Source organism: Amycolatopsis balhimycina FH 1894 (assembly GCF_000384295.1).
Lineage (GTDB): Bacteria > Actinomycetota > Actinomycetes > Mycobacteriales > Pseudonocardiaceae > Amycolatopsis > Amycolatopsis balhimycina.
Genome location: NZ_KB913037.1, coordinates 2853678 through 2873320 on the forward strand (window position 1 = coordinate 2853678; position 19643 = coordinate 2873320).

Annotated in this window: 13 protein-coding genes and 1 pseudogene; 3 read left to right on the top strand and 11 right to left on the bottom strand. The window is 71.0% G+C overall.

The window, feature by feature from the left end; all coding sequences use genetic code 11:
- Window positions 1-5: 5 nt before the first annotated feature.
- The 7 genes from A3CE_RS0112090 to A3CE_RS0112120 form a co-directional block, all read right to left on the bottom strand.
- Window positions 6-449 carry a hypothetical protein gene (locus A3CE_RS0112090; protein ID WP_020640351.1) on the bottom strand — a complete coding sequence of 148 codons (444 nt, stop codon included), beginning with the start codon at window positions 447-449 and terminating at the stop codon, window positions 6-8.
- A gap of 23 nt (window positions 450-472) precedes the next feature.
- Complete coding sequence (locus A3CE_RS0112095; protein ID WP_020640352.1) at window positions 473-3619, bottom strand: efflux RND transporter permease subunit; 3147 nt, start codon at window positions 3617-3619, stop codon at window positions 473-475.
- A 182-nt stretch (window positions 3620-3801) separates the two neighbouring features.
- Window positions 3802-4455 (bottom strand): response regulator, encoded by a 654-nt coding sequence (locus A3CE_RS0112100; RefSeq protein ID WP_020640353.1) that lies wholly within the window; start codon window positions 4453-4455, stop codon window positions 3802-3804.
- A 2-nt stretch (window positions 4456-4457) separates the two neighbouring features.
- Window positions 4458-5813 (bottom strand): sensor histidine kinase, encoded by a 1356-nt coding sequence (locus A3CE_RS0112105; RefSeq protein WP_157376782.1) that lies wholly within the window; start codon window positions 5811-5813, stop codon window positions 4458-4460.
- A 155-nt stretch (window positions 5814-5968) separates the two neighbouring features.
- Window positions 5969-7750 carry a sialidase family protein gene (locus tag A3CE_RS0112110; RefSeq protein ID WP_020640355.1) on the bottom strand — a complete coding sequence of 594 codons (1782 nt, stop codon included), beginning with the start codon at window positions 7748-7750 and terminating at the stop codon, window positions 5969-5971.
- A gap of 108 nt (window positions 7751-7858) precedes the next feature.
- Window positions 7859-11758 carry an ATP-dependent RNA helicase HrpA gene (hrpA, locus tag A3CE_RS0112115; RefSeq protein WP_043790816.1) on the bottom strand — a complete coding sequence of 1300 codons (3900 nt, stop codon included), beginning with the start codon at window positions 11756-11758 and terminating at the stop codon, window positions 7859-7861.
- A 98-nt stretch (window positions 11759-11856) separates the two neighbouring features.
- Window positions 11857-13020 (bottom strand): lactate 2-monooxygenase, encoded by a 1164-nt coding sequence (locus tag A3CE_RS0112120; RefSeq protein WP_020640357.1) that lies wholly within the window; start codon window positions 13018-13020, stop codon window positions 11857-11859.
- Window positions 13021-13125: 105 nt separating this feature from the next.
- Here A3CE_RS0112120 and A3CE_RS50905 point away from each other — a divergent pair.
- Window positions 13126-14213: pseudogene (locus tag A3CE_RS50905) on the top strand (saccharopine dehydrogenase family protein).
- On the opposite strand, the gene A3CE_RS0112130 reads toward A3CE_RS50905, so the two are convergent.
- A complete protein-coding gene (locus tag A3CE_RS0112130; protein ID WP_020640359.1) occupies window positions 14179-15660 on the bottom strand; it encodes a flavin-containing monooxygenase in 1482 nt (493 codons plus the stop codon). The pseudogene A3CE_RS50905 and the gene A3CE_RS0112130 sit on opposite strands and share 35 nt — an antisense overlap.
- Window positions 15661-15726: 66 nt before the next feature.
- Between A3CE_RS0112130 and A3CE_RS0112135 the strand changes: the two genes are divergently transcribed.
- Together A3CE_RS0112135 and A3CE_RS0112140 are read left to right on the top strand one after the other, a co-directional pair.
- Window positions 15727-16317, top strand: a complete 591-nt coding sequence (locus tag A3CE_RS0112135) for a TetR/AcrR family transcriptional regulator (RefSeq protein ID WP_020640360.1) — start codon at window positions 15727-15729, stop codon at window positions 16315-16317.
- Window positions 16318-16587: 270 nt separating this feature from the next.
- The gene (locus tag A3CE_RS0112140; RefSeq protein WP_020640361.1) at window positions 16588-17433 is read left to right on the top strand and encodes a chitosanase; all 846 of its coding nucleotides are present in this window, start codon (window positions 16588-16590) and stop codon (window positions 17431-17433) included.
- Window positions 17434-17440: 7 nt separating this feature from the next.
- Here the strand turns inward: A3CE_RS0112140 and A3CE_RS0112145 are convergent, their stop codons facing one another.
- Genes A3CE_RS0112145 through A3CE_RS0112155 form a run of 3 tightly spaced genes read right to left on the bottom strand, consistent with a single transcriptional unit; the run spans window position 17441 to window position 19590 of the window.
- On the bottom strand, window positions 17441-18427 hold the full coding sequence (locus tag A3CE_RS0112145; protein WP_026468401.1) for a PHP domain-containing protein: 987 nt from the start codon (window positions 18425-18427) through the stop codon (window positions 17441-17443).
- Window positions 18428-18436: 9 nt separating this feature from the next.
- Entirely contained in the window at window positions 18437-18940 is a 504-nt protein-coding gene (locus tag A3CE_RS0112150) for a metallophosphoesterase family protein (RefSeq protein ID WP_020640363.1), read from the bottom strand.
- Complete coding sequence (locus tag A3CE_RS0112155; RefSeq protein WP_020640364.1) at window positions 18937-19590, bottom strand: GntR family transcriptional regulator; 654 nt, start codon at window positions 19588-19590, stop codon at window positions 18937-18939. Before A3CE_RS0112155 ends, A3CE_RS0112150 begins: the two co-directional genes overlap by 4 nt.
- Window positions 19591-19643 lie beyond the last annotated feature (53 nt).

The following is a 19643-nucleotide window of genomic DNA, read 5'->3' on the forward strand; positions in this document are numbered from 1 at the left end:
CGGGGTTATTCGGCGATCTCGGATTCGGTGCCGAGCAGTTCGACCGCGCCGACGACGACCACGGTCGTGCCGGCGGGCGGGCCGTCGGAGAGCACCGCACGGTCGCCGGTGATCGTGTCGACGACGAGCTTCACCCGCTTGAAGACCAACGGCTCCGAAGCCGCGTACGCGTACGTGTCGCCCTTCGGGTCGTACAGGATGGCCGCGTAAGGCACGACCTTGCGCTGGAGGCCGTCGACGGTCTCGTCCCGCACGACTTCGGTCTTCAGCCCGATCCGGTCCGCCGCGTCCTGCTTCAGAGTGACCGTGGGAATCTCCCCCGCGGGTACCTGCTGGACGACCGCGGGCGGCTCTTCGGAGGTCGCCGCCGAGGTCTTGGCGCACCCCGCCATGGCCAGGCCCGCGGCGACGACGACGACGCCGGTGATGACGTGTTTGCTGATCCGCATTTCGCTCCTTCCGCCGACGTGGTTCAGGCCGGGCTTTCCGTTGGGGTGTCTACTGTGGACGCTTCTGGCGGCTCTTCGGTGAAGGCGGTGTCGTCGACCCGCTCGGTCCGGCGGCCGGCGAAGACGAGGTACAGCGCCGGGACGACGAGCGCGACCAGCACCGTCGAGGTGACCAGGCCACCGAGCACGTTCACCGCCATCGGGTGCACGATCTCGAGCCCCGCGGCCGTGCCGAAGAACAGCACCGGCAGGAAGAACGCCGCGATCGCACCCGCCGTCGCGAGGACGCCGCCGAGAACGTCGTGTGCGCCGCGCACGACGAGCGAGGGGCCGAACCCGGTGCCCTCGTCTCGCAGCCGCCGGTAGCGCCGGACCAGCGCGACCGTGCCCCGCGTGGCGAGCCCGGTCACCAGCAGGAACCCGGCGAGCGAACCGAGGGACAGCTCACCGTCGGCCAGCACGGTGGTCACCAGGCCGCCGGTCAGCGCGAACGGCAGCGCGACGAAGGTGACCGCGGCCAGCCGCCAGCTGCTGAACGCCGCCTGCAGCAGCAGGAAGATGCCGATGGCGGCCGCGATCGCGACGGCCAGCAGCTCGCCCAGCGCGGCCTGGTGGTCCGAGTAGCTGCCGAGCAGAGCGGCGTGGTACTCGAGCGGGAACGAGATGTCCTTGAGCTTGCCCTGCACGTCCGCCGACACCGAGCTCACCGAGCGCCCGGAAACCGAGGCGGTGACGTCGATCCGGCGGGAGACGTCCTCGCGCTTGATCACGGTGGGCTTCGAGCCGACGGTGATGTTCGCGACGTCGCCGAGGCGCACGTGCCCGCCGCCGGGCGTGTCGATCGACAGGTCCCGGATGCCCGACAGGCTGGTCCGCGTCGCCGGGGTGCCGCGCACGACGACCTCGAAGATCTTCTGGCCCTCGTACAGGCTGCCGACCTCGGTGCCGTTCACCAGCGTCGCCGCTTCGCGCCGGACGTCGCCCGGCTTGATCCCGAACCGCTCGGCCGCGGCGAGGTTGACGTCGACCAGCATCATCGGCTCTTCGTCCTGCGTCTCGACCCGCGGGGCGACGATTCCGGTGACGCCGGCCAGCATCGTGGCGACCTCGCCGGCCTTGTGCTTCAGGATGTCGATGTCCTGGCCGTACAGCCGGACGGTGACCTCGTTGGTGCTCGTCGCCAGGATCTCCGACGCCCGGCTCTCGCCGTAGGTCTGTACCTGGCTCTTGATACCGGGGTAGCTGCTCACCGTGCGGCGGACCGCGGCCAGCGCGGTGTCGTAGTCCACGCCGGGCGTCAGGGTGACCCACAGCTGGCTGGAGTTCGTGCCGACCACCTGGTCGGCGAGCACCGCGCGGCCGACCTGCACGGCGACGGTCTGCACGCCGCCGATCCGCCGCAGCTCGTCGCCCGCCCGCGCGGTGATCCGGTCCATTTCCGGCAGCGAGGTGCCCGACGGGCCGTTGAACTGCACGAGCACGTCCGGGTCCTTCGCCGTCGGCAGCAGCGACTGCGTGACCAGGGGGAAGAACCCGATCCCGGCGACCAGCAGGACCAGCGCGCCGGCCAGGATCCGGCGCGGGTGCGCCAGCGCCCGGGAGAGGAACCGCACATAGCGCGCGCCGGGCCCGGCCGGGCGCGCCACCGGCCGCCCGGGCCGCATCAGCAGCACGCCCAGCACCGGGGTGAGGGTCAGGGCGACCACGAGCGACGCCAGCACGGCGGCTCCGTACGCGAGCACGAGCGGCAGGTAGAACGTCTTCGCCTGGCCGTCGAGGAAGAACACGGGGATCGGGACCAGCAGGCCGATCACGGTCGCGAAGATCGCGGAGCCCCGCACGGCGAGGGATGCGTCGAGAACCAGCTCTGCGCGGGTCTTCCCCTCGGCGGCGAGGCCGTGGCGGATCTCCCGCAGGTCGATCAGGATGTCGTCGACGACGAGCCCGGCGGCGACCACCAGCCCGGCGACGGTCAGCAGGTTGATCGTCGCCCCGGCCAGGGTCAGCACGCCCGCGCCCGCGGCCAGCGACACCAGCAGCGAGACCACCCCCGCGAGGACGCCGCGCCACGAGCGCAGGGTCAGCGCGAACACGGCCAGCAGCAGGATCCCGCCGATCAGCAGCCAGAGCCCGACGTTGCCGATCGCCGCGTCGAGGAACATCGCCGGCCGGAACACGCCGGTGTCGACCCGCACGCCGCCGAGACCGGGGCGCAGGTCCTCGATCGCCTGATCGAGCCCGCGGCTGACGGACATCGTGTCGGCACCGGGGAACTTCTCGACGACCAGGATCAGGCTCGGTCCACTTTGGACAGCGGCGTCACCGATGAGCGGCTGGTGGTCCTTGACCACGGTGGTGACGTCGCCGAGCTTCACGATGCGGTTCGGCGTGTCTTCGACGGTGACCTTCGCGAGGTCCTCCGCGGACGCGATCGGCGACACGTGCTGGATGCCGAGACGCTGGTTGTTCGTGTCGAAGAAACCGCCGGAGCCGGGCGTCGAAGCCTCGAGGAAGGTCAGCGGTGACACCCACATCGCGTTGCCGGCGGTCTGGATGACCTGCGCGAGCGAGACGTCGCTGGCGGCCAGCTTCTTCGGGTCGACCTGGACCTGCAGCTGCTGGTCTCGCTGGCCCCAGATGGACACGTTCGCGACGCCGGGCACGCCCATCAGGCGCGGCTTGATCGTCCACCGTGCGAGCACGGAGGTGTCGATCAGCGACAGCTGCTTCGGGGTCAGGCCGATCATCATGACCCGGCTGGACGAGGACAGCGGCTCGAGCATGATCGGCGGTTTCGACACGTTCGGCAGCGCTTTGGCCTGGGTGATGCGTTCCTGCACGACCTGGCGCGCCTTGAGCGGGTCGGTGCCCTGCTCGAACACCAGCGTCAGCGAGGACAGCCCGGGCACCGACTCCGACCGGATCGTCTTCAGCCAGGCGATGCCGTTGAGCAGATCCGCCTCGAGCGGCACCGTGATCAGCTGCTCGACCTCGGCGGCGGAGAGGCCGAGCGCCTCGGTCTGGACCTCGACCGAGGTCGGCGAGAACTCCGGCAGTGTGTCGAGCGAAGTCGTCCGGAGCTGGATGCCGCCGAAGACGAGCAGCGCCGCCGCGCCGACGAGCACCAGCAGCCGCAACTTCAAGCTCTGACCGACGATCCAGCGCGTCATCGCAGAACCCCTCCCGCACGATTGGCTTTCAATTGCGCCATCGCGGCGGTTGCGGCCGCATCGTCAAAATTGAGGAAAGCCACTTTGTAATCTGACGCTGTGTAATGTGCGCTGCGTAATCTGACACTGCATGATGTGCGCTGTCTGATGTGCGCTGTCTGATGTGCGCCGTGTGACCTCGTTCAGCCCAAGCCGGCGCGCTCGGCTTCGTTGACCACCGCGACCGCGGCCAGCTGCGAGCGGACGTCGAGTTTCGCCAGGATGGACCGGATCTGCGCGCGCACGGTGGTCAGCGAGACCGCGAACTCCGCGGCGACGTCGGCGGCGGTGTGCCCGGCGGCGAGCCGGGTGAGCACCTGCCGCTCGCGGGCGGACAGCCGAGCGAGTGCCTGCCTGAGCTGCTGCTGCCGCAGATGCGCCGACTGGTGCAGCCGTACGAGCTCGTCGCGGATCGCGGGCGAGAGCACTTCGTGGCCCGCCACCGCTTCGACGACCATCGCCACCAGCTGCTCGAACGACTCCTGCTTGCCGATCCAGCCGATCGCGCCCCGGGAGATCGCCGCGGCGATCGGGCGGCGGTCGAGGCAGGCGGTCACGACCAGCACCGCCCAGCCGTCGGCCCGCAGCGGGCCGATCAGGTCCAGCCCGGCCGTGTCGCCGAGGTCGAGGTCCAGCAGCGCGAGGCCGGGCCGATGCTGCCGGACGGCGGCCAGGATTTCCGTCCCGCTCGTGACCGGGATCCGCGCGGCGTCGATCCGCTCGGCGCGCAACGCCACCACCAGTGCGGTGCTGACCAGGGGATGATCGTCGATGACCACGACCGGACGGCGGACCATGGTCAGACGACCTGCGGTGACCCGACGCGGACGGGGCTGCCCCGCGGAGCCGGGATGTCCGCCACGGCGGGCACGCGGACCTCGACCGTGCACCCCGGGCCGGGCGGGCCGAGCCAGAGCTGCCCGCCGTGCTCGGCGAGCAGCCGCGTGCACACGCTCAGGCCGATCCCCGGTTTCGGGTGGCCGTGCTCCGGCAGCCCGGGCCCGTCGTCGGCCACGGTGATGGTGACGCGGTCACCGTCCGCCGCGGCGACCACGCGCACGCGGCTGCCATGCGCGTGCCGGTCGCAGTTGGCCAGCAGGTTCGTCAGCACCTGGGTCAGCGCGTGCGCGGGCATGGCCACCCACAGGCACGGTGGCACGTCGAGCTCGACCCGTTCGCCGCGGGCGCAGCGCAGTGCGACGAGCTGGGTGAGCAGCGGCCGCAGCGGGGTGTCGCCGTCCTGGTCGCCGGGGCGGTCGCCGAGCAGTTCCCCGACCCGCGCCAGCTCGGCCCGCATGGCCGAGGCGAGCTCGGCCCGCTGCCCGCGGTCCAGCGTCTCCGGGCCGGCATCCAGCAGGTAGCCGACCCCGGACAGCCCGGAAAGGACGTTGCGGATCTCGTGCTCACGTTCGGCGTCGGCCCGGGCCGCGCGCAGCGCGCCGCCGACCGGCCGGGCCAGCATGACCAGCACCACGAAGAGCCCGAGCAGGCGCAGACCACCGAACTCGAGCTCGGGTGCGGTCAGGAACTCCGGGACGCTGGTGAACGCCTCGAGGTGAGCGACCGCGACCAGGGACAGGCCGATGCCGATCCGCCAGGTCGCCCGCTCGGCCCGCGCGGTGCCCGCGGCCACGAATCCGGCGGCGACCACCCACCAGCCGCCGACGACGATCACGTGCGCGGCCACCGGGTACCCCTCCAGCAGCGACAGCGCGATCCCCGCGACGAGCAGCGTGCCGGCCAGCGCGAACGGCCGGCTCGACCGCGCCGACCACGGCAGCGCGGTCGCGGCCAGCACCAGGAAGAGGCAGCTGGCCACGAACCGCGCGATCGTCATCCCCGGCCCGGGCCCCCCGACCACCCCGGCCGGGATCACCACCAGGCCGTAGAAACCCAGCGGGGCGACGAGCTTCCGGTGCCCCGCCTCGGCCGGGCCGAGCGCGGCGACCACCGCCGCCGCGGTCGCGACCCCGGCGGCGGCCAGCGCGAGCACCGCGCCCGCGTCCCGGGCCGGCGGGCCGAGCGGCACGCCGTCCCAGCGGTCGAACTGCCACAGGGCGAGCACGACCAGCGCCGTCAGCCCCCCGGCCTCCACCAGCGCCGCGGGACTTCTCCCGCCCTGCACCCCCACTGTGAGTGAACGAAGCGACCGCATGTTCGCGCCCCTCGAATCCGGCCTGCCCCGCGGCCGTTTACCCTTTCTTGAATTCCGAGTCGACCGGACGGCCGAGGACGTTACTCGCGGTTACCCAACAGATATCTGAACTTCTCGCGCATTTTCGTCTGTGTTGGGGATTCCCGGACGCTGCCCTACGGGAACATCGGCAGGGTCTGCGTCCCGACGTCCTGGTTCGGCAACGTCTTGCCCGGGTTGCCGCGGAAGTCGGTCCAGGCCGGGTGCAGCCGGAAGTCGGCGCCGACGGCCGTGGCCGTGTAGTCGCCGATGAACACTCCCTGCAGTTCCTTTCCGGTCACCGCGCCGGTCGAGACGAACTGCACCTGCGGGTTCGCCGTCTGCGTCGTGATCCGGCGGATCGGCGCCGCGCCCACTCCGCCGCCCCAGCCGGTGGCGTAGGCGTAGTCCAGCCCGATGCCGCCCGGGTCGTACGCGCGGGTGTAGAAGGTGACCGCGACCCGCCCGGCCAGCGCCGCGACCGCGGGGAACACCTCGTCGGCGCCCGTGCCGATCTTGACCGGCTTCGACCAGCCGTGCCGCCCGTCGGACCCGCTCAGGAAGGCGTCGCCGTTCGTCTTGACCGACTCGCCGTCGCGGTAGGTGCCGTTGCGGTCGTCGGCCCAGGTCACCCACAGGTGGTCGGTCACCCGGTCGTAGGTCAGCTGCGGGAAGCTGTTGATCCGGAAGTGCTCGCCGGTCAGCGCGTTGTTGGCGACGTCTTCGTCGACCGGGAAGTCGAAGTCGAGCCCCACTTCGCTGTGCCGGAAGGTCCGGCCGCCGTCACGGGAGGTCGCCACGACGACGGCGTCGTGGTCGGACGGCTGGTCGCACGCGGCCGTCGCGCAGACCGACGTCTCGTAGGCGACCTGGAGCGTCCCGTCGCGGGTGATCACCGGGTTGGAGCCGCTGCCGAACGGCGTGATCCCGCCGTGGAACCCGCTCAGCGACGGCGAGACCCGGCGCATCGGCGACCACGTCCGGCCGAAGTCACGGGACTTCGACAGCACGATCGGCGACTCGGTGAACGCGCCGGTGGAGTCGTAGGTGAACTGCGTCCAGGTCACGTAGACGTCGCCGGAAACGGGGTCGGCGGCGATCCACTCCTTGTCGTTGAAGATGTTCGCGGGCGTCGGCGTACCCGCCGGGGTGACGCCGTCGAGGTGCAGGATCGCCGGGTCGCCGAAGCTGCGGCCGCCGTCGTGGGACACCGACACCGCGATGCCGCTGGCGAGCTGCTGGTCGTCCGGCACGGCCGCGCGGCTGAACACGAGCGTCGCGTAGTACACCGTGTTGTGCGGCCCGAAGGCGACGGCCGGGTCACCGGCGGCGTCCATGTAGGACAGTGGCGCGGCCGCCCCGGTCGGGAAGTCGAGGTGCGGCAGCTGGACGTTGGCCCAGGTCCGGCCGCCGTCGAACGAGGTGTAGGCGAAGCCGCCGGAGTCGTTGCGGGACTCGCGGGTGTTGTAGAGCCGGTAGTCGTTCGACCCGGCGACGATGTTGCGCGGGTTCTCCGGGTTGACGGCGATGGTGGTTTCGTTCTGGGCGGTGCTGCACCCGGTCTGGCTGCCGGTGGGCACGATGGTGTCGCCGTCGATGACGTCGGTGTTCGGCGCGAGCGGCCGGTAGGGGTTCGGCTTGCCGATGTAGGTCTGGCAGAGCGCGGACAGCGCGGGATCGTCGCCGTCCTCCTCTTCCTCCTCGGCGAAGCGCTCCTTGAGCAGCGGGTTCGGCACGTCGTGCCGCGGCTCCTGCGCCAGCCGGGCGATCTTGTGCTTGCCGTGCGCGGGATCCACGGGCAGCGGCGAACCACCGGTGGCGGCGTTCGCGGCCGGCGCGAGGACGACGGCGAGTGGCAGGAGCAGCGCGGTGAGAGTGGCGAGAATTCTCCGCTTAGGGGAGGAAACACCCAAGGACATCGGAAGGTCCTTTCCCAGGAAGGTCTTCAGCCGCCCCAGGCTTGACGCCCGCACGCCCGGGGTCAACCGACGGAAGTTCTGAACCGCCCGAGCCGGATATTTCGGGCGTCACGCCAGGGCGTCGTCAAGGGCCTTCGTGATCCGCTTCAACGACACCGGATGAGCCGTCCCCAGCGTCTGGGCGAAGAACGAAACCCGCAGTTCCTCGATCATCCACCGCACCTCGCGCAACGCCGGCGACGACGTCCCCGGCGGCAGCGAAGCCAGCGCATCCTCGTACTCGCGCGTGATCCACGCGATGTCCGCCGTCCGCTGCAGGTCGCGGGTCGGCTCCAGGGGCAGCTTCTCCAGGCGGCGAGAAATCCCCTGGAGGTACCGCACCACGTGACGCAGTCGCGAAGCGCCTGTCTCTGTCACGAAACCGGGATACACCAGCGCAGCCAGCTGAGCGCGGATGTCCGCCAGCGACTCCGCCGGGCCGCGCGCCGAGGACAACTGCACCTCGACGTCGTTCGCCGCGCGAAGGATCTTCTCGACGTCCGTCAGCACGCCGAGGACCTCCGGATGCAGGCCCGCGCGGATCTTCTCCAGCAGCACCTTGAACCCGGTTTCGTCGAACACCGGGCCGCCGCCGGAGGCCATCAGGGCGTCCACCGCGCAGTCGACGCAGTCCTCGAGCAGCGCCGCCACGCTGCCGTGCGGGTTGCGGTTCAGCACCAGCTTCGACGAGTTCGAAAGCGACCGCGTGATGAACTTCATCGGCGAGTTGAGGTTCAGCCGCAGCATCCGCCGCGTGCCCGCCCACATCGCGTGCTCCTGCTGGCCCGGTGTGTCCAGCAGCCGCACCGCCACCGACGCGCCTTCGTCCACCAAGGCCGGGTACGCCTTGACGTCGTGGCCGCGCTGGGTCGACGCGAAAACCCGGGGCAGCGAGCCGAAGTCGGGCTTCGTCAGCCCCGCCTTCTCGAGACTGTTGGCCGCCTTCGAGATCGTCTCCCGGACCTTCGGCGCCAGCTTCAGCTGCAGCAGCGAGATGTCCTTGCCCTCGGCCACCTTCTTGCCGCGCTCGTCGACCACGCGGAACGTCATCTTCAGGTGCTCCGGCACCGAAGACAGGTCCCAGTCCGCATAAGGCACCGTGATCCCGCGCAGCGCGCGCAGTTCGCGGCCGAGCACTTCCAGCAGCGGACCGTCCGAAGCGGACACTCGCGAAAGGACGTAACCAGCCGTGTCCGGCGCCGGGACGAAGTTGCGGCGCAACGCCTTCGGCAGCGACTTGATCAGCTGGGTCACCAGCTCCGTACGCAGCCCCGGCACCTGCCAGTCGAACCCGTCCGGCGTCACCTGGTTCAGCACCGGCAGCGGGATGTGGACCGTGACGCCGTCGGCGTCCGCGCCCGGCTCGAACTGGTAGGTCAGCTTGAAGACCTGCGTACCCTGCGTCCACGAGTCCGGGTAGTCGCCCTCGCGGACGCCGCCCGCGGACTCGTTGATGAGCATGGACTTCTCGAACGACAGCAGATCCGGGTCCGCGTGCCGCGCCTTCTTCCACCAGCTGTCGAAGTGCCGCACCGAGACGACGTCCGCCGGGACCCGCGCGTCGTAGAACTCGTACAGCGTCTGGTCGTCGACCAGGATGTCGCGCCGCCGCGCGCGGTTCTCGAGGTCCTCGACCTCCTCCAGCAGCGCGCGGTTCTCGGCGAAGAAGTGGTGGCGCGTCTGCCAGTCCCCCTCGACCAGCGCGTGCCGGATGAACAGTGCCCGCGACAGCTCCGGGTCGATCCGGCCGTAGTTGACGCGGCGATCGGCGATCAGCGGGACGCCGTACAGCGTCACCTTCTCGGTCGCCATCACCGCGCCCTGCTTGCGTTCCCAGTGCGGCTCGGAATAACTGCGCTTGACGACGTGCTCCGCCAGCGGTTCGACCCACTCGGGTTCGATGCGCGCGTTGACCCGCGCCCACAGCCGCGACGTCTCGACCAGCTCCGCCGACATCACCCAGCGCGGCTGCTTCTTGAACAGCGCCGACCCCGGGAACACGCCGAACCGGGCACCCCGCGCGCCCAGGTAGTCGCCCTTGGCCGGATCCTTGAGCCCGATGTGCGAGAGCAGCCCGGCGATCAGCGAGGTGTGCACGCGCTGAGGGTCGACCGAAGCCGTGTTCGTGTTCAGCGAGATGCCGAGCGGCTTGGCCAGCTGACGCAGCTGGCCGAAGATGTCCTGCCACTCGCGCAGCCGCAGGTAGTTCAGGTACTCGGTGCGGCACATGCGCCGGAACTGGTTGCCGGACAACGCCTTCTGCTGCTCCGAGACGTACTCCCAGAGGTTCAGGTAGGCGAGGAAGTCCGACGTCGGGTCGGCGAACCGCGCGTGCTGGGCGTCGGCCGCCTGCTGCTTCTCGGCCGGCCGCTCACGGGGGTCCTGAATGGACAGTGCGGCGGCGATGATCATCACTTCGCGGACGCACCCGTTGCGTGCCGCCTCCAGGACCATCCGGCCCATCCGCGGGTCGACGGGCAGCTGCGCGAGCTTGCGGCCGATGTCGGTGAGGCCGCGGTCGGACCCGGAACCACCCGGGGCGAACGCGCCCAGCTCCTGGAGCAGGCCGACGCCGTCGGCGACCTGGCGGCGGTCCGGCGGCTCGACGAACGGGAACGCCGCCATGTCGCCCAGGCCCAGCGACGTCATCTGCAGGATGACCGACGCCAGGTTGGTCCGCAGGATCTCGGGGTCGGTGAACTCGGGCCGCGCCTCGAAGTCCTCTTCGGAATAGAGCCGGATGCAGATGCCGTCGGACGTCCGGCCGCAGCGGCCCTTGCGCTGGTTCGCCGACGCCTGCGACACCGGCTCGATCGGCAGCCGCTGCACCTTGGTCCGGTGGCTGTAGCGCGAGATCCGCGCGGTGCCCGGATCGACGACGTACTTGATGCCCGGCACGGTCAGCGACGTCTCGGCGACGTTGGTGGCGAGCACGACCCGGCGCCCGGTGTGGGACTGGAAGATGCGGTGCTGTTCGGCCGCCGACAGCCGCGCGTACAGCGGCAGGACCTCGGTGCCCCGCAGGTTCGCGCGGTTGAGCACGTCCGCGGTGTCACGGATTTCGCGTTCGCCGGACAGGAACACCAGGATGTCGCCGGGGCCTTCGGCGCACAGCTCCTCGACGGCGTCGAGGATGCCCTGCGTCTGGTCGCGCTCGTCCGCGTCCCCGGCGTCTTCGGGATGGTCGGGGTCGACGAGCGGCCGGTAGCGCGTCTCGACCGGGTACGTCCGGCCGGAGACCTCGACGATCGGCGCGTCGTCGAAGTGCTTCGAGAACCGCTCGGGGTCGATCGTCGCCGAGGTGATGATGACCTTGAGGTCGGGGCGGCGCGGCAGCAGCTGCTTGAGGTAGCCGAGGATGAAGTCGATGTTGAGGCTGCGCTCGTGGGCCTCGTCGATGATCAGCGTGTCGTACTGGCGCAGCGACCGGTCGGTCTGGATCTCGGCGAGCAGGATGCCGTCGGTCATCAGCTTGACCAGGGTGTCCTGCCCGGACTGGTCGGTGAACCGGACCTTGTAGCCGACGGTCTCGCCGAGCTCGGTCTTCAGCTCGCTCGCGATCCGGTCGGCGACGGTGCGCGCGGCCAGCCGCCGCGGCTGCGTGTGCCCGATCTGGCCGCGGATGCCGCGCCCGAGCTCCAGGCAGATCTTCGGCAGCTGGGTGGTCTTGCCCGAGCCGGTCTCCCCCGCGACGATCACGACCTGGTGCTTGCCGATGGCGGCGGCGATCTCGTCCTTGAGCTTGCTGACCGGCAGCTCTTCCGGGTACTCGATCTTGGGCACGCTCTCGCGCCGCGACTGGACGCGCAGCTCGGCCGCGTCGATGTCGGCGGCGATCTGCGCGAAGGCGGAGTCGCGGTCGCGGGCCTTGCGGGCGCCTTCGAGCCGGCGGCGCAGCCGCTGCTCGTCGCGCGGCATCAGCTCGGGCAGGCGCGCACGCAGCGCTGGGAAGGGGGATGGCTCGGACATTCTCGGACCAGGATAGCCGTGCGTGACGACCCGGACCTCCGAATATCCCCGCTACGTGACCGGCCGCACGCCGGTCCCGCTTGGGCTCGGCTGAGCCGTTACGCCCGCTGCAGCGAGTCCGGCCCCAGCTCGGCGAGCGTGCGGTGGCCGGAAAGGCCCATGGTCAGGTCGAAGTCCGCCAGCAGGCTCCGCAGGACGTGGCGCACGCCGTCCTCGCCCGCGTGGGCCAGGCCGTACACCCACGGGCGGCCGACCAGCACCGCCCGCGCGCCCAGCGCCAGCGCCTTGAGCACGTCCGCGCCGGTGCGGACGCCCGAGTCGAAGAGCACCTCCATGCGGTCGCCGACCGCCGCGACGATGCCGGGGAGCGCCTCCAGCGCGCCGATCGCGCCGTCGACCTGGCGGCCGCCGTGGTTCGACACCACGATGCCGTCCACGCCCGCCTCGGCCGCGCGGCGCGCGTCCCCGACGTGCTGGATGCCCTTCAGCACGATCGGGCCGTCCCAGTGCTCGCGCAGGAACGGCAGCTGGTCCCACGTCCGGTCGGTGCCGGTGAGCATGCCGATCCAGCGCAGGATCGCCATGTTCGGGTCCTCTTCCGGCGTCTTCTCCAGCAGGCCGCGGAACACCGGGTCGGTGAACGGGACCGCGCACCCCTCCCCCTTCAGGAACGGCAGGTACGCCTGGTCCAGATCGGACGGTCGCCACGCCAGCGTCCACGTGTCGAGCGTGACGACCAGCGCCGTGTACCCGGCGTTCTTCGCCCGCGTGAGCAGGCTCGCGCAGACGTCGTTGTCGCCGGGCCAGTACAGCTGGAACCAGCGCGGGCCGTCGCCGTTGGCCGCGGCGACGTCCTCGATGCCGGTGGACGACGCCGTCGAAAGAATGAACGGCAGGCCGACCGACGCGGCGGCGCGGGCGGTCGCGGACTCGGCGTCCGGGTGGACGATCGACTGGACGCCGACCGGCGCGACGGCCACCGGTGCGGGCAGCCGGGTGCCGAGCACCGTCGTGGCCAGGTCGCGGTCGGTGGCGCCGGTCAGCATCCGGGGGACGATCCGCCAGCGGTCGAACGCCTCGCGGTTGGCGCGCGCCGTCGCGCCGGAGCCCGCCGCGCCCGCGACGTAGGAGAACGGGCCGGGCGCCATGACCTCGCGGGCCGACGCTTCGAGCTTCGTCGCGTCGGTCGAGCACGGCGGCAGCTGACCGCCGAGTCCCTGCAGGTAGAGCTCGTTCTGGTAGCTGCCGAAGCGTTCGGTCACGGTTGCCTCCTCGCGTTCGAGGGGGCACTGTACCCGCCGGTATTTCACCCGGCACGAGGAAGTGACCGACGGGTAACCTGAGGTCGACGTCCCGGAGGAGAAGACATGCGCACGTACGACGTGGTCCTGTTCGGCGCCACCGGGTTCACCGGCGGCCTGACCGCCGAGTACCTGGCCCGCCACTCACCCGCGGACCTGCGCTGGGCGCTGGCCGGGCGCAACCGCGGCAAGCTCGAGGCCGTCCGGACGCGGCTCGCGGAGCTCGACGACCGGTTCTCCTCGCTCGACCTGCTCGTCGCCGACTCCGGCGACCCGGCGTCGCTGCGGGCCGTCGCCGAAGCCACCAAGGTGGTGATCACGACCGTCGGCCCGTACCTGGACCACGGCGAACCGCTGGTGGCGGCGTGCGCCGAGGCGGGCACCGACTACGTCGACCTCACCGGCGAACCCGAGTTCGTCGACCGGATGTACCTGGCGCACGACCGGCGCGCCCGCGAGACCGGGGCGCGGCTGGTGCACGCGTGCGGGTTCGACTCCGTCCCGCACGACCTCGGCGCGTGGTTCACCGTGCGGCAGCTGCCGGAAGGCGTGCCGCTGAAGGTCGACGGCTACGTCCGGGCGAGCGGGATGCCGTCCGGCGGCACGGTGCTCAGCGCGCTGACCATCATGTCGCGGCTGCCGGCCGGGGCCCGCACCGGGTCGACGGCGCGGGCTGGTGGGCGGTGCCGCTGCCGACGATCGACCCCGAGATCGTCCGCCGGTCGGCGGCCGCGTCCGAGCGCTACGGGCCGGACTTCACCTACCGGCACTTCGCCGCGGTCAAGCACCTGCCGGTGCTCGCGGGCGGCGTCGCCGGCGCGGGTGTCCTGCTCGCCGCGGCCCAGATCCCGCCGGCCCGGCGGGCGCTCTCGCGGTTCCTGGCCCCCGGCAGCGGCCCGAGCCCCGAGCGACGGGCCCGCTCGTGGTTCTCGGTCCGGTTTGTCGGCGAAGGCGCTGGTGAGCGGGTCGTGACGGAGGTGTCCGGCGGCGACCCGGGCTACGACGAGACGGCGAAGATGCTGGCGGAGTCGGCGCTGTGCCTGGCGACGGACGACCTGCCGCCGACTTCCGGCCAGGTGACCACGGCGACCGCGATGGGCGACGCGCTCGTGGACCGTCTCACCAAGGCGGGGCTGCGCTTCGCGACGCTGTGATCTCGTAGTCCCCCTCGTCGAACGAACCGACCCGCGACCGCAGCCGCCCGGTGGAGAACGGCCAGCTGAAGCTGTTGCGGCCGTTGACGTCGGTGTAGTAGCTGGAACAGCCGCCGGACTGGTACACCGTGCCCGGCAGCGCGGCCTGGACCTCGGCGTTGAACGCCGCCTGCGCCTCCGGACGGACCGACAGCGACGTCCCGTCCGCACGCAGCGTCCGGGTCACCGCGGCCACCGTGTGCCGCAGCTGCGCCTCGAGGATCATGAACGCCGAAGAATGCCCGGTGCCGAGGCTGGGCCCGAGCAGCAGGTAGAGGTTGGGGAAGCCGGCGACCGTCGTCCCGGCGAACGCCTGGGGGCTGCCCTTCCAGTGGTCGTCGAGGCTGCGGCCCTCGGCGTCGAACACGCGCGCCGACACCGGCATGTCGAGGATGTGGAAGCCGGTGCCGAAGATGATTGCGTCGACCTCGGCCGACGAACCGTCCGCGCCCAGCACCCGGCTGCCCTCGACCGCCCGCACCGCCGTCGGATGGACGTCCACAGTGGACTGCGTCAGCGCGCGGTAGTAGGTGTTCGACATCAGCAGGCGCTTGCAGCCGAGGGTGTAGTCCGGCGTCAAAGCCGCCCGCAGCACCGGATCCCGCACGGTCAGCCGCAGATGAGCCAGCCCGATCCGCTGCACCTGCCGCAGCAGCCACGGGTGCCGGAACCCGAAGCCGAGCGCCTCCATCGCGCCGTATTCGGCGCGGCGCAACGCGCGCTGCAGCGCCGGGAACCGCCGCAGCAACAGCCGTTCCACGCCGGGGACGGGGTGGTCCGGTTTCGGCAGCACCCACTGCGCGGTGCGCTGGAACAGGTGCAGCCGCCCGGCGCGCGGCACGATCTCGGGGACGAACTGCACCGCGGACGCGCCGCTGCCGATCACCGCGACCCGCTTGCCCGTCAGGTCGTAGCCGTGGTTCCAGCGCGCCGAGTGGAACACCTCGCCGGGGAAACCGCCGAGGCCGGGCAGGTCCGGGATCAGCGGCTCGTGCCACGGCCCGGTGCCGGCGACCAGGACCCGCGCGGTGCAGGGACCCTGTGACGTCTCCAGCTCCCACCGCGCGTCGCGGTCGTTCCACTGCGCGCGTGTCACTTCGACGCCGTACCGGATCTTCTCGGCGACGCCGAACCGTGCGGCCGTTTCCCGCAGGTAGGCGCGGATCTCGGCCTGGCCGGCGAACGCGCGCGTCCACTCCGGATTGGGCGCGAACGAGTAGGAGTACAGCGCGGACGGGACGTCGCACGCGCAGCCGGGATAGGTGTTGTCGCGCCAGGTCCCGCCGAGCGAGTCGGCCTTCTCGAGCACGGCGAGGTCCCCGATCCCGGCCTGGCCCAGGCGGATGGCGGCCCCCAGCCCGGACGCCCCGGCTCCGACGACGAGGACTGCGAAGTCGCGTTGTTCCATTTTCGGAGACTAACAGTATCTCAAAACCGATGGTACCCCGATTCCGGGGTTCGCTAGAGTGCCCCCATGGCCCGACTCACCCGCGCGGAAAGCCAGGCGCGCACGCGCGAGCAGCTGATCGAGACCGCGAAGCTGCTGTTCCTGCGCGACGGCTACTCGGTGACGTCACTGGAGAAGGTCGCCGACGAGGCCGGGTACTCGAAGGGCGCGGTGTACTCGAACTTCCGCAGCAAGGACGAACTCTGCCTGGCGGTGCTCGACCGCATCCACGACGAGCAGGTCGCGCTGATCGCCGAGGCCCTGGCCGGCGCCGAAGGCGTGGACGGGCTGCTCACCGCGTTCCAGACCTGGGCCGAGCGCAGCATCGGCGACGAGGCGTGGACCGCGCTGGAGGTCGAGTTCGCCACGAACGCCCGTCGCGACCCGCACGTGCGCGCCGAACTGGCCGCGCGGGACAAGGCCATCCGCGACACCATCGCCGGCCTGCTCACCGGGTACGCGCGGCGGTTCGGGATCACGCTCCCGATGTCGGCCGACGACGCCGCGACGGCGCTGCTCAGCCTCGGCATCGGGCTCGGCGTGCAGCGCGCGATCGACCCGACGATCCCGGTGACCGTGCTGCCCGACGTCATCCGCCTCTTCGCCGGCAAGCGCTGACCGCCCGCATGCCATGAGGGGCACCCTCATGGACGTAAAAGCCATGAGGGCACCCTCATGGCTTTCGCCGCGGCGCGCCCGCGGGGCGTCCTTTGAGGACTGGTCGCGGTGGTCTGGACCGTTCACGAACATGAACGACTTCCGCCTCTTGTGGAGCTCGCTGACTCTTCGCTACCGTGTCGCTACGCCGCAGCTTCGCCCGAATTGCCCATATCCATGTAGCTGTCGTGATCCGACGGCGGCGCATCCCGCGGAAAGGGTTTCCTCCCCATGAGCAAGAAGTTGCGGCCGGTCCTCATCGGCACGCTCGGCGCGGCGTCGGTCGCGGCCCTCGTGATCACCACCCCCGCGTTCTCGTCGGCGGCCCCGGCCCCGGCGCCGGTGGCCGGCGCGTCCGTGCTCGCCGCCGGCGACCTTTCGGCCCCGGCCAAGAAGGAAATCGCGATGAAGCTGGTCTCCAGCGCGGAAAACTCCTCCCTGGACTGGAAGGCGCAGTACAAGTACATCGAAGACATCGGCGACGGCCGCGGCTACACCGCGGGCATCATCGGCTTCTGTTCCGGCACCGGCGACATGCTCGAGCTCGTCGAGGCGTACACGAACTCCGTCCCGGACAACCCGCTGGCGAAGTACCTTCCGGCGCTGCGGAAGGTGAACGGCACGGATTCGCACGCCGGGCTCGGCTCGGCGTTCGAGAGCGCGTGGAAGCAGGCCGCGGCCACCAGCGCGTTCCAGACCGCGCAGAACAACGAGCGCGACCGCGTCTACTTCAACCCGTCGGTGAGCCAGGGCAAGTCGGACGGCCTGAGCAACCTCGGCCAGTTCGCCTACTACGACGCCATCGTGATGCACGGCCCCGGCGACAGCTCCGACAGCTTCGGCGGCATTCGCAAGGCCGCGATGAAGAAGGCGAAGACGCCGGCCCAGGGCGGCGACGAGACGACCTACCTCAAGGCGTTCTTCGCCGCCCGGAAGGTCATCATGAAGCAGGAGGAGGCGCACGCCGACACCTCCCGCGTCGACACCGAGCAGCTGAAGTTCCTCAACGACGGCAACTTCGACCTGCACACCCCGCTGAAGTGGAAGGTCTACGGGGACTCCTACACGATCAACTGAGCCGGGCTCAGCGGGTCAGGAGCGCATCCGCCGTGCGGGTGTTGAGGATGCGCTCCGGCCCGATCCCGGCCTTGACCGCACGCTCGCACCCGTAGGGCTGCCAGTCGAGCTGTCCCGGCGCGTGCGCGTCGCTGTCGATGGCGAAGTCGCAGCCGATCTCCGCGGCCAGGCGCAGCAGCCGCATCGGCGGGTCGAGCCGCTCCGGGCGGGAGTTGATCTCCACCGCGACGCCGTTCTCGCGGCACGCGGTGAACACCGCTTCGGCGTCGAACTCCGACTCGGGACGGCCGCGGCCGGCGACCAGCCGTCCGGTGCAGTGCCCCAGCACCCGCACGTGCGGGTTCCGGACCGCCGTCACCATCCGCCGGGTCATGTCCCCGGCCGGCATCCGCAGCTTCGAGTGCACGCTCGCGACGACGAAGTCCAGCTGCCCCAGCAGGTCCTCTTCCTGGTCGAGGGAACCGTCGTCGAGGATGTCGACCTCGATGCCGTGCAGCAGCCGGAAGGGCGCCATCAGTTCGTTGGCCTTCGCGACGATCTGCATCTGCAGCCGGAGCCGGTCGGGGGAAAGCCCGTTCGCGACGGTCAGCCGCGGCGAGTGGTCGGTCAGCACCATCCACTCGTGCCCGAGGTCGCGGCCCGCGACGGCCATCTCGCCGATCGGGCTGCCGCCGTCGGACCAGTCGGAATGCGTGTGGCAGTCGCCGCGCAACGCCGAGCGCAGCGGCTCGCCGTCCGGCAGCTTCTTCTCGACGATCTTCGCCCGGTACGCCGGGTCGCGCCCGGCCAGCGCGTCCTCGATGACCCCGGCGGTGGCCTTGCCGATTCCCGGCAACGAGGTGAGCGTGCCGTTCCCGGCCAGCTGCGAGAGCTTCTCGGCGCCGGTCTTGTCGACGGTCGCGGCCGCGTTGCGGAACGCGCGGACGCGATAGCTCGGTTCACCCGCGCGTTCGAGCTGGAACGCGATCTCCCGCAACGCCCATGCCGGATCCATACGCCTTGTCTACCCCCTGAGGGGCAGTTGACGCAGCTCGACGTCCGTCAGCCGGCCGTGGGAAATCGACGCCGTCTGGTACGTGCAGTACGGCTGGCGCCGCCGGTCGGTCGGCGAACCCGGGTTGAGCAGCCGCAGCCCCGCCGGGGTCGTCGTGTCCCAGGGGATGTGGCTGTGCCCGAAGACCAGCACGTCCGTGTCCGGGAACTGCGCGTCGCACCGCTGCTCCCGGCCCTGCTTGGCGCCGGTCTCGTGGATCACGGCCAGGCGGACGCCGTCGAGGTCGGCCCGCGCGATCTCGGGCAGCCGCGCCCGCAGCGCCGGGCCGTCGTTGTTGCCGTACACGCCGATCAGCCGCTTGCTGCGTTCTTCCAGCTCGTCCAGCAGGGCGACGTCGACCCAGTCGCCGGCGTGCACGACGACGTCCGCGGCTTCGGCTTCGTCCCACACCTGTGATGGCAACGCGCGGGCGCGAGCCGGCAGGTGCGTGTCCGAGACGAGCAGCAGCCTCATCCGATGGCCTTGAGCACCCGTTCCAGGAACCCGCCGATGTGGTCGCGCAGCAGCGAGGCCGCGCCCTCGGCGTCACCCTTCTTGGCCGCCGCGAGCACCGCTTTGTGCTCGTTCCACTCCTTCTTCCAGCTGGGGTTGGCCTCCCAGCCGACGACGCTGATCAGCGCCGCGCGGTCCTTGAGGTCGTCGAGGATGGTGACCATCAGCGGGTTACCGCAGCCGCGGTAGAGGGCGCGGTGGAACCGGCGGTTCAGCAGGCTCAGCGCGGCCTGGTCCTTGTCCGCGATCGCCGACGACCCCTCCTTCAGCGCCTCGGCCGCGTCTTCGAGCAGCTCGGGGTCGTGCCGCCCGACCGTCCGCCGGACGGCCTCCGGCTCGAGCACCATCCGCACGTCGTAGACGGACTTCGCGAGCTCGGCGTCGACCTTGACCACGGATGCGCCCTTGTACGGGCTGAAGGTGACCAGCCCGGAGTTGGACAGCACCTTCAGCGCTTCGCGCACCGGCGTCTTCGACACCCCGAGCCGCGCGGCAAGCTCCGCCTCGACCAGCGGTTGACCGGGGAGGAGCTCCCGGGTCAGGATGCCGCGGCGGATCTCCTCCAGGACCACTTCGGTCCGGGAGGCGGGCAGGCTGAATGTCCCGGTCATAGCGCGCTCCCTCGATCTGTGGGCCTATTCAACCAGGCCCGTCAGATCGTATA

What these genes read in the sequence shown, in the direction of transcription:
- A3CE_RS0112130 (WP_020640359.1), bottom strand. Translation starts at nt 15,660, where the DNA reads ATGGAACAACGCGACTTCGCAGTCCTCGTCGTCGGAGCCGGGGCGTCC.
- hrpA (WP_043790816.1), bottom strand. Translation starts at nt 11,758, where the DNA reads ATGTCCGAGCCATCCCCCTTCCCAGCGCTGCGTGCGCGCCTGCCCGAG.
- A3CE_RS0112150 (WP_020640363.1), bottom strand. Translation starts at nt 18,940, where the DNA reads ATGAGGCTGCTGCTCGTCTCGGACACGCACCTGCCGGCTCGCGCCCGC.
- A3CE_RS0112110 (WP_020640355.1), bottom strand. Translation starts at nt 7,750, where the DNA reads ATGTCCTTGGGTGTTTCCTCCCCTAAGCGGAGAATTCTCGCCACTCTC.
- A3CE_RS0112105 (WP_157376782.1), bottom strand. Translation starts at nt 5,813, where the DNA reads ATGCGGTCGCTTCGTTCACTCACAGTGGGGGTGCAGGGCGGGAGAAGT.
- A3CE_RS0112090 (WP_020640351.1), bottom strand. Translation starts at nt 449, where the DNA reads ATGCGGATCAGCAAACACGTCATCACCGGCGTCGTCGTCGTCGCCGCG.
- A3CE_RS0112155 (WP_020640364.1), bottom strand. Translation starts at nt 19,590, where the DNA reads ATGACCGGGACATTCAGCCTGCCCGCCTCCCGGACCGAAGTGGTCCTG.
- A3CE_RS0112100 (WP_020640353.1), bottom strand. Translation starts at nt 4,455, where the DNA reads ATGGTCCGCCGTCCGGTCGTGGTCATCGACGATCATCCCCTGGTCAGC.
- A3CE_RS0112145 (WP_026468401.1), bottom strand. Translation starts at nt 18,427, where the DNA reads ATGGATCCGGCATGGGCGTTGCGGGAGATCGCGTTCCAGCTCGAACGC.
- A3CE_RS0112140 (WP_020640361.1), top strand. Translation starts at nt 16,588, where the DNA reads ATGAGCAAGAAGTTGCGGCCGGTCCTCATCGGCACGCTCGGCGCGGCG.
- A3CE_RS0112135 (WP_020640360.1), top strand. Translation starts at nt 15,727, where the DNA reads ATGGCCCGACTCACCCGCGCGGAAAGCCAGGCGCGCACGCGCGAGCAG.
- A3CE_RS0112095 (WP_020640352.1), bottom strand. Translation starts at nt 3,619, where the DNA reads ATGACGCGCTGGATCGTCGGTCAGAGCTTGAAGTTGCGGCTGCTGGTG.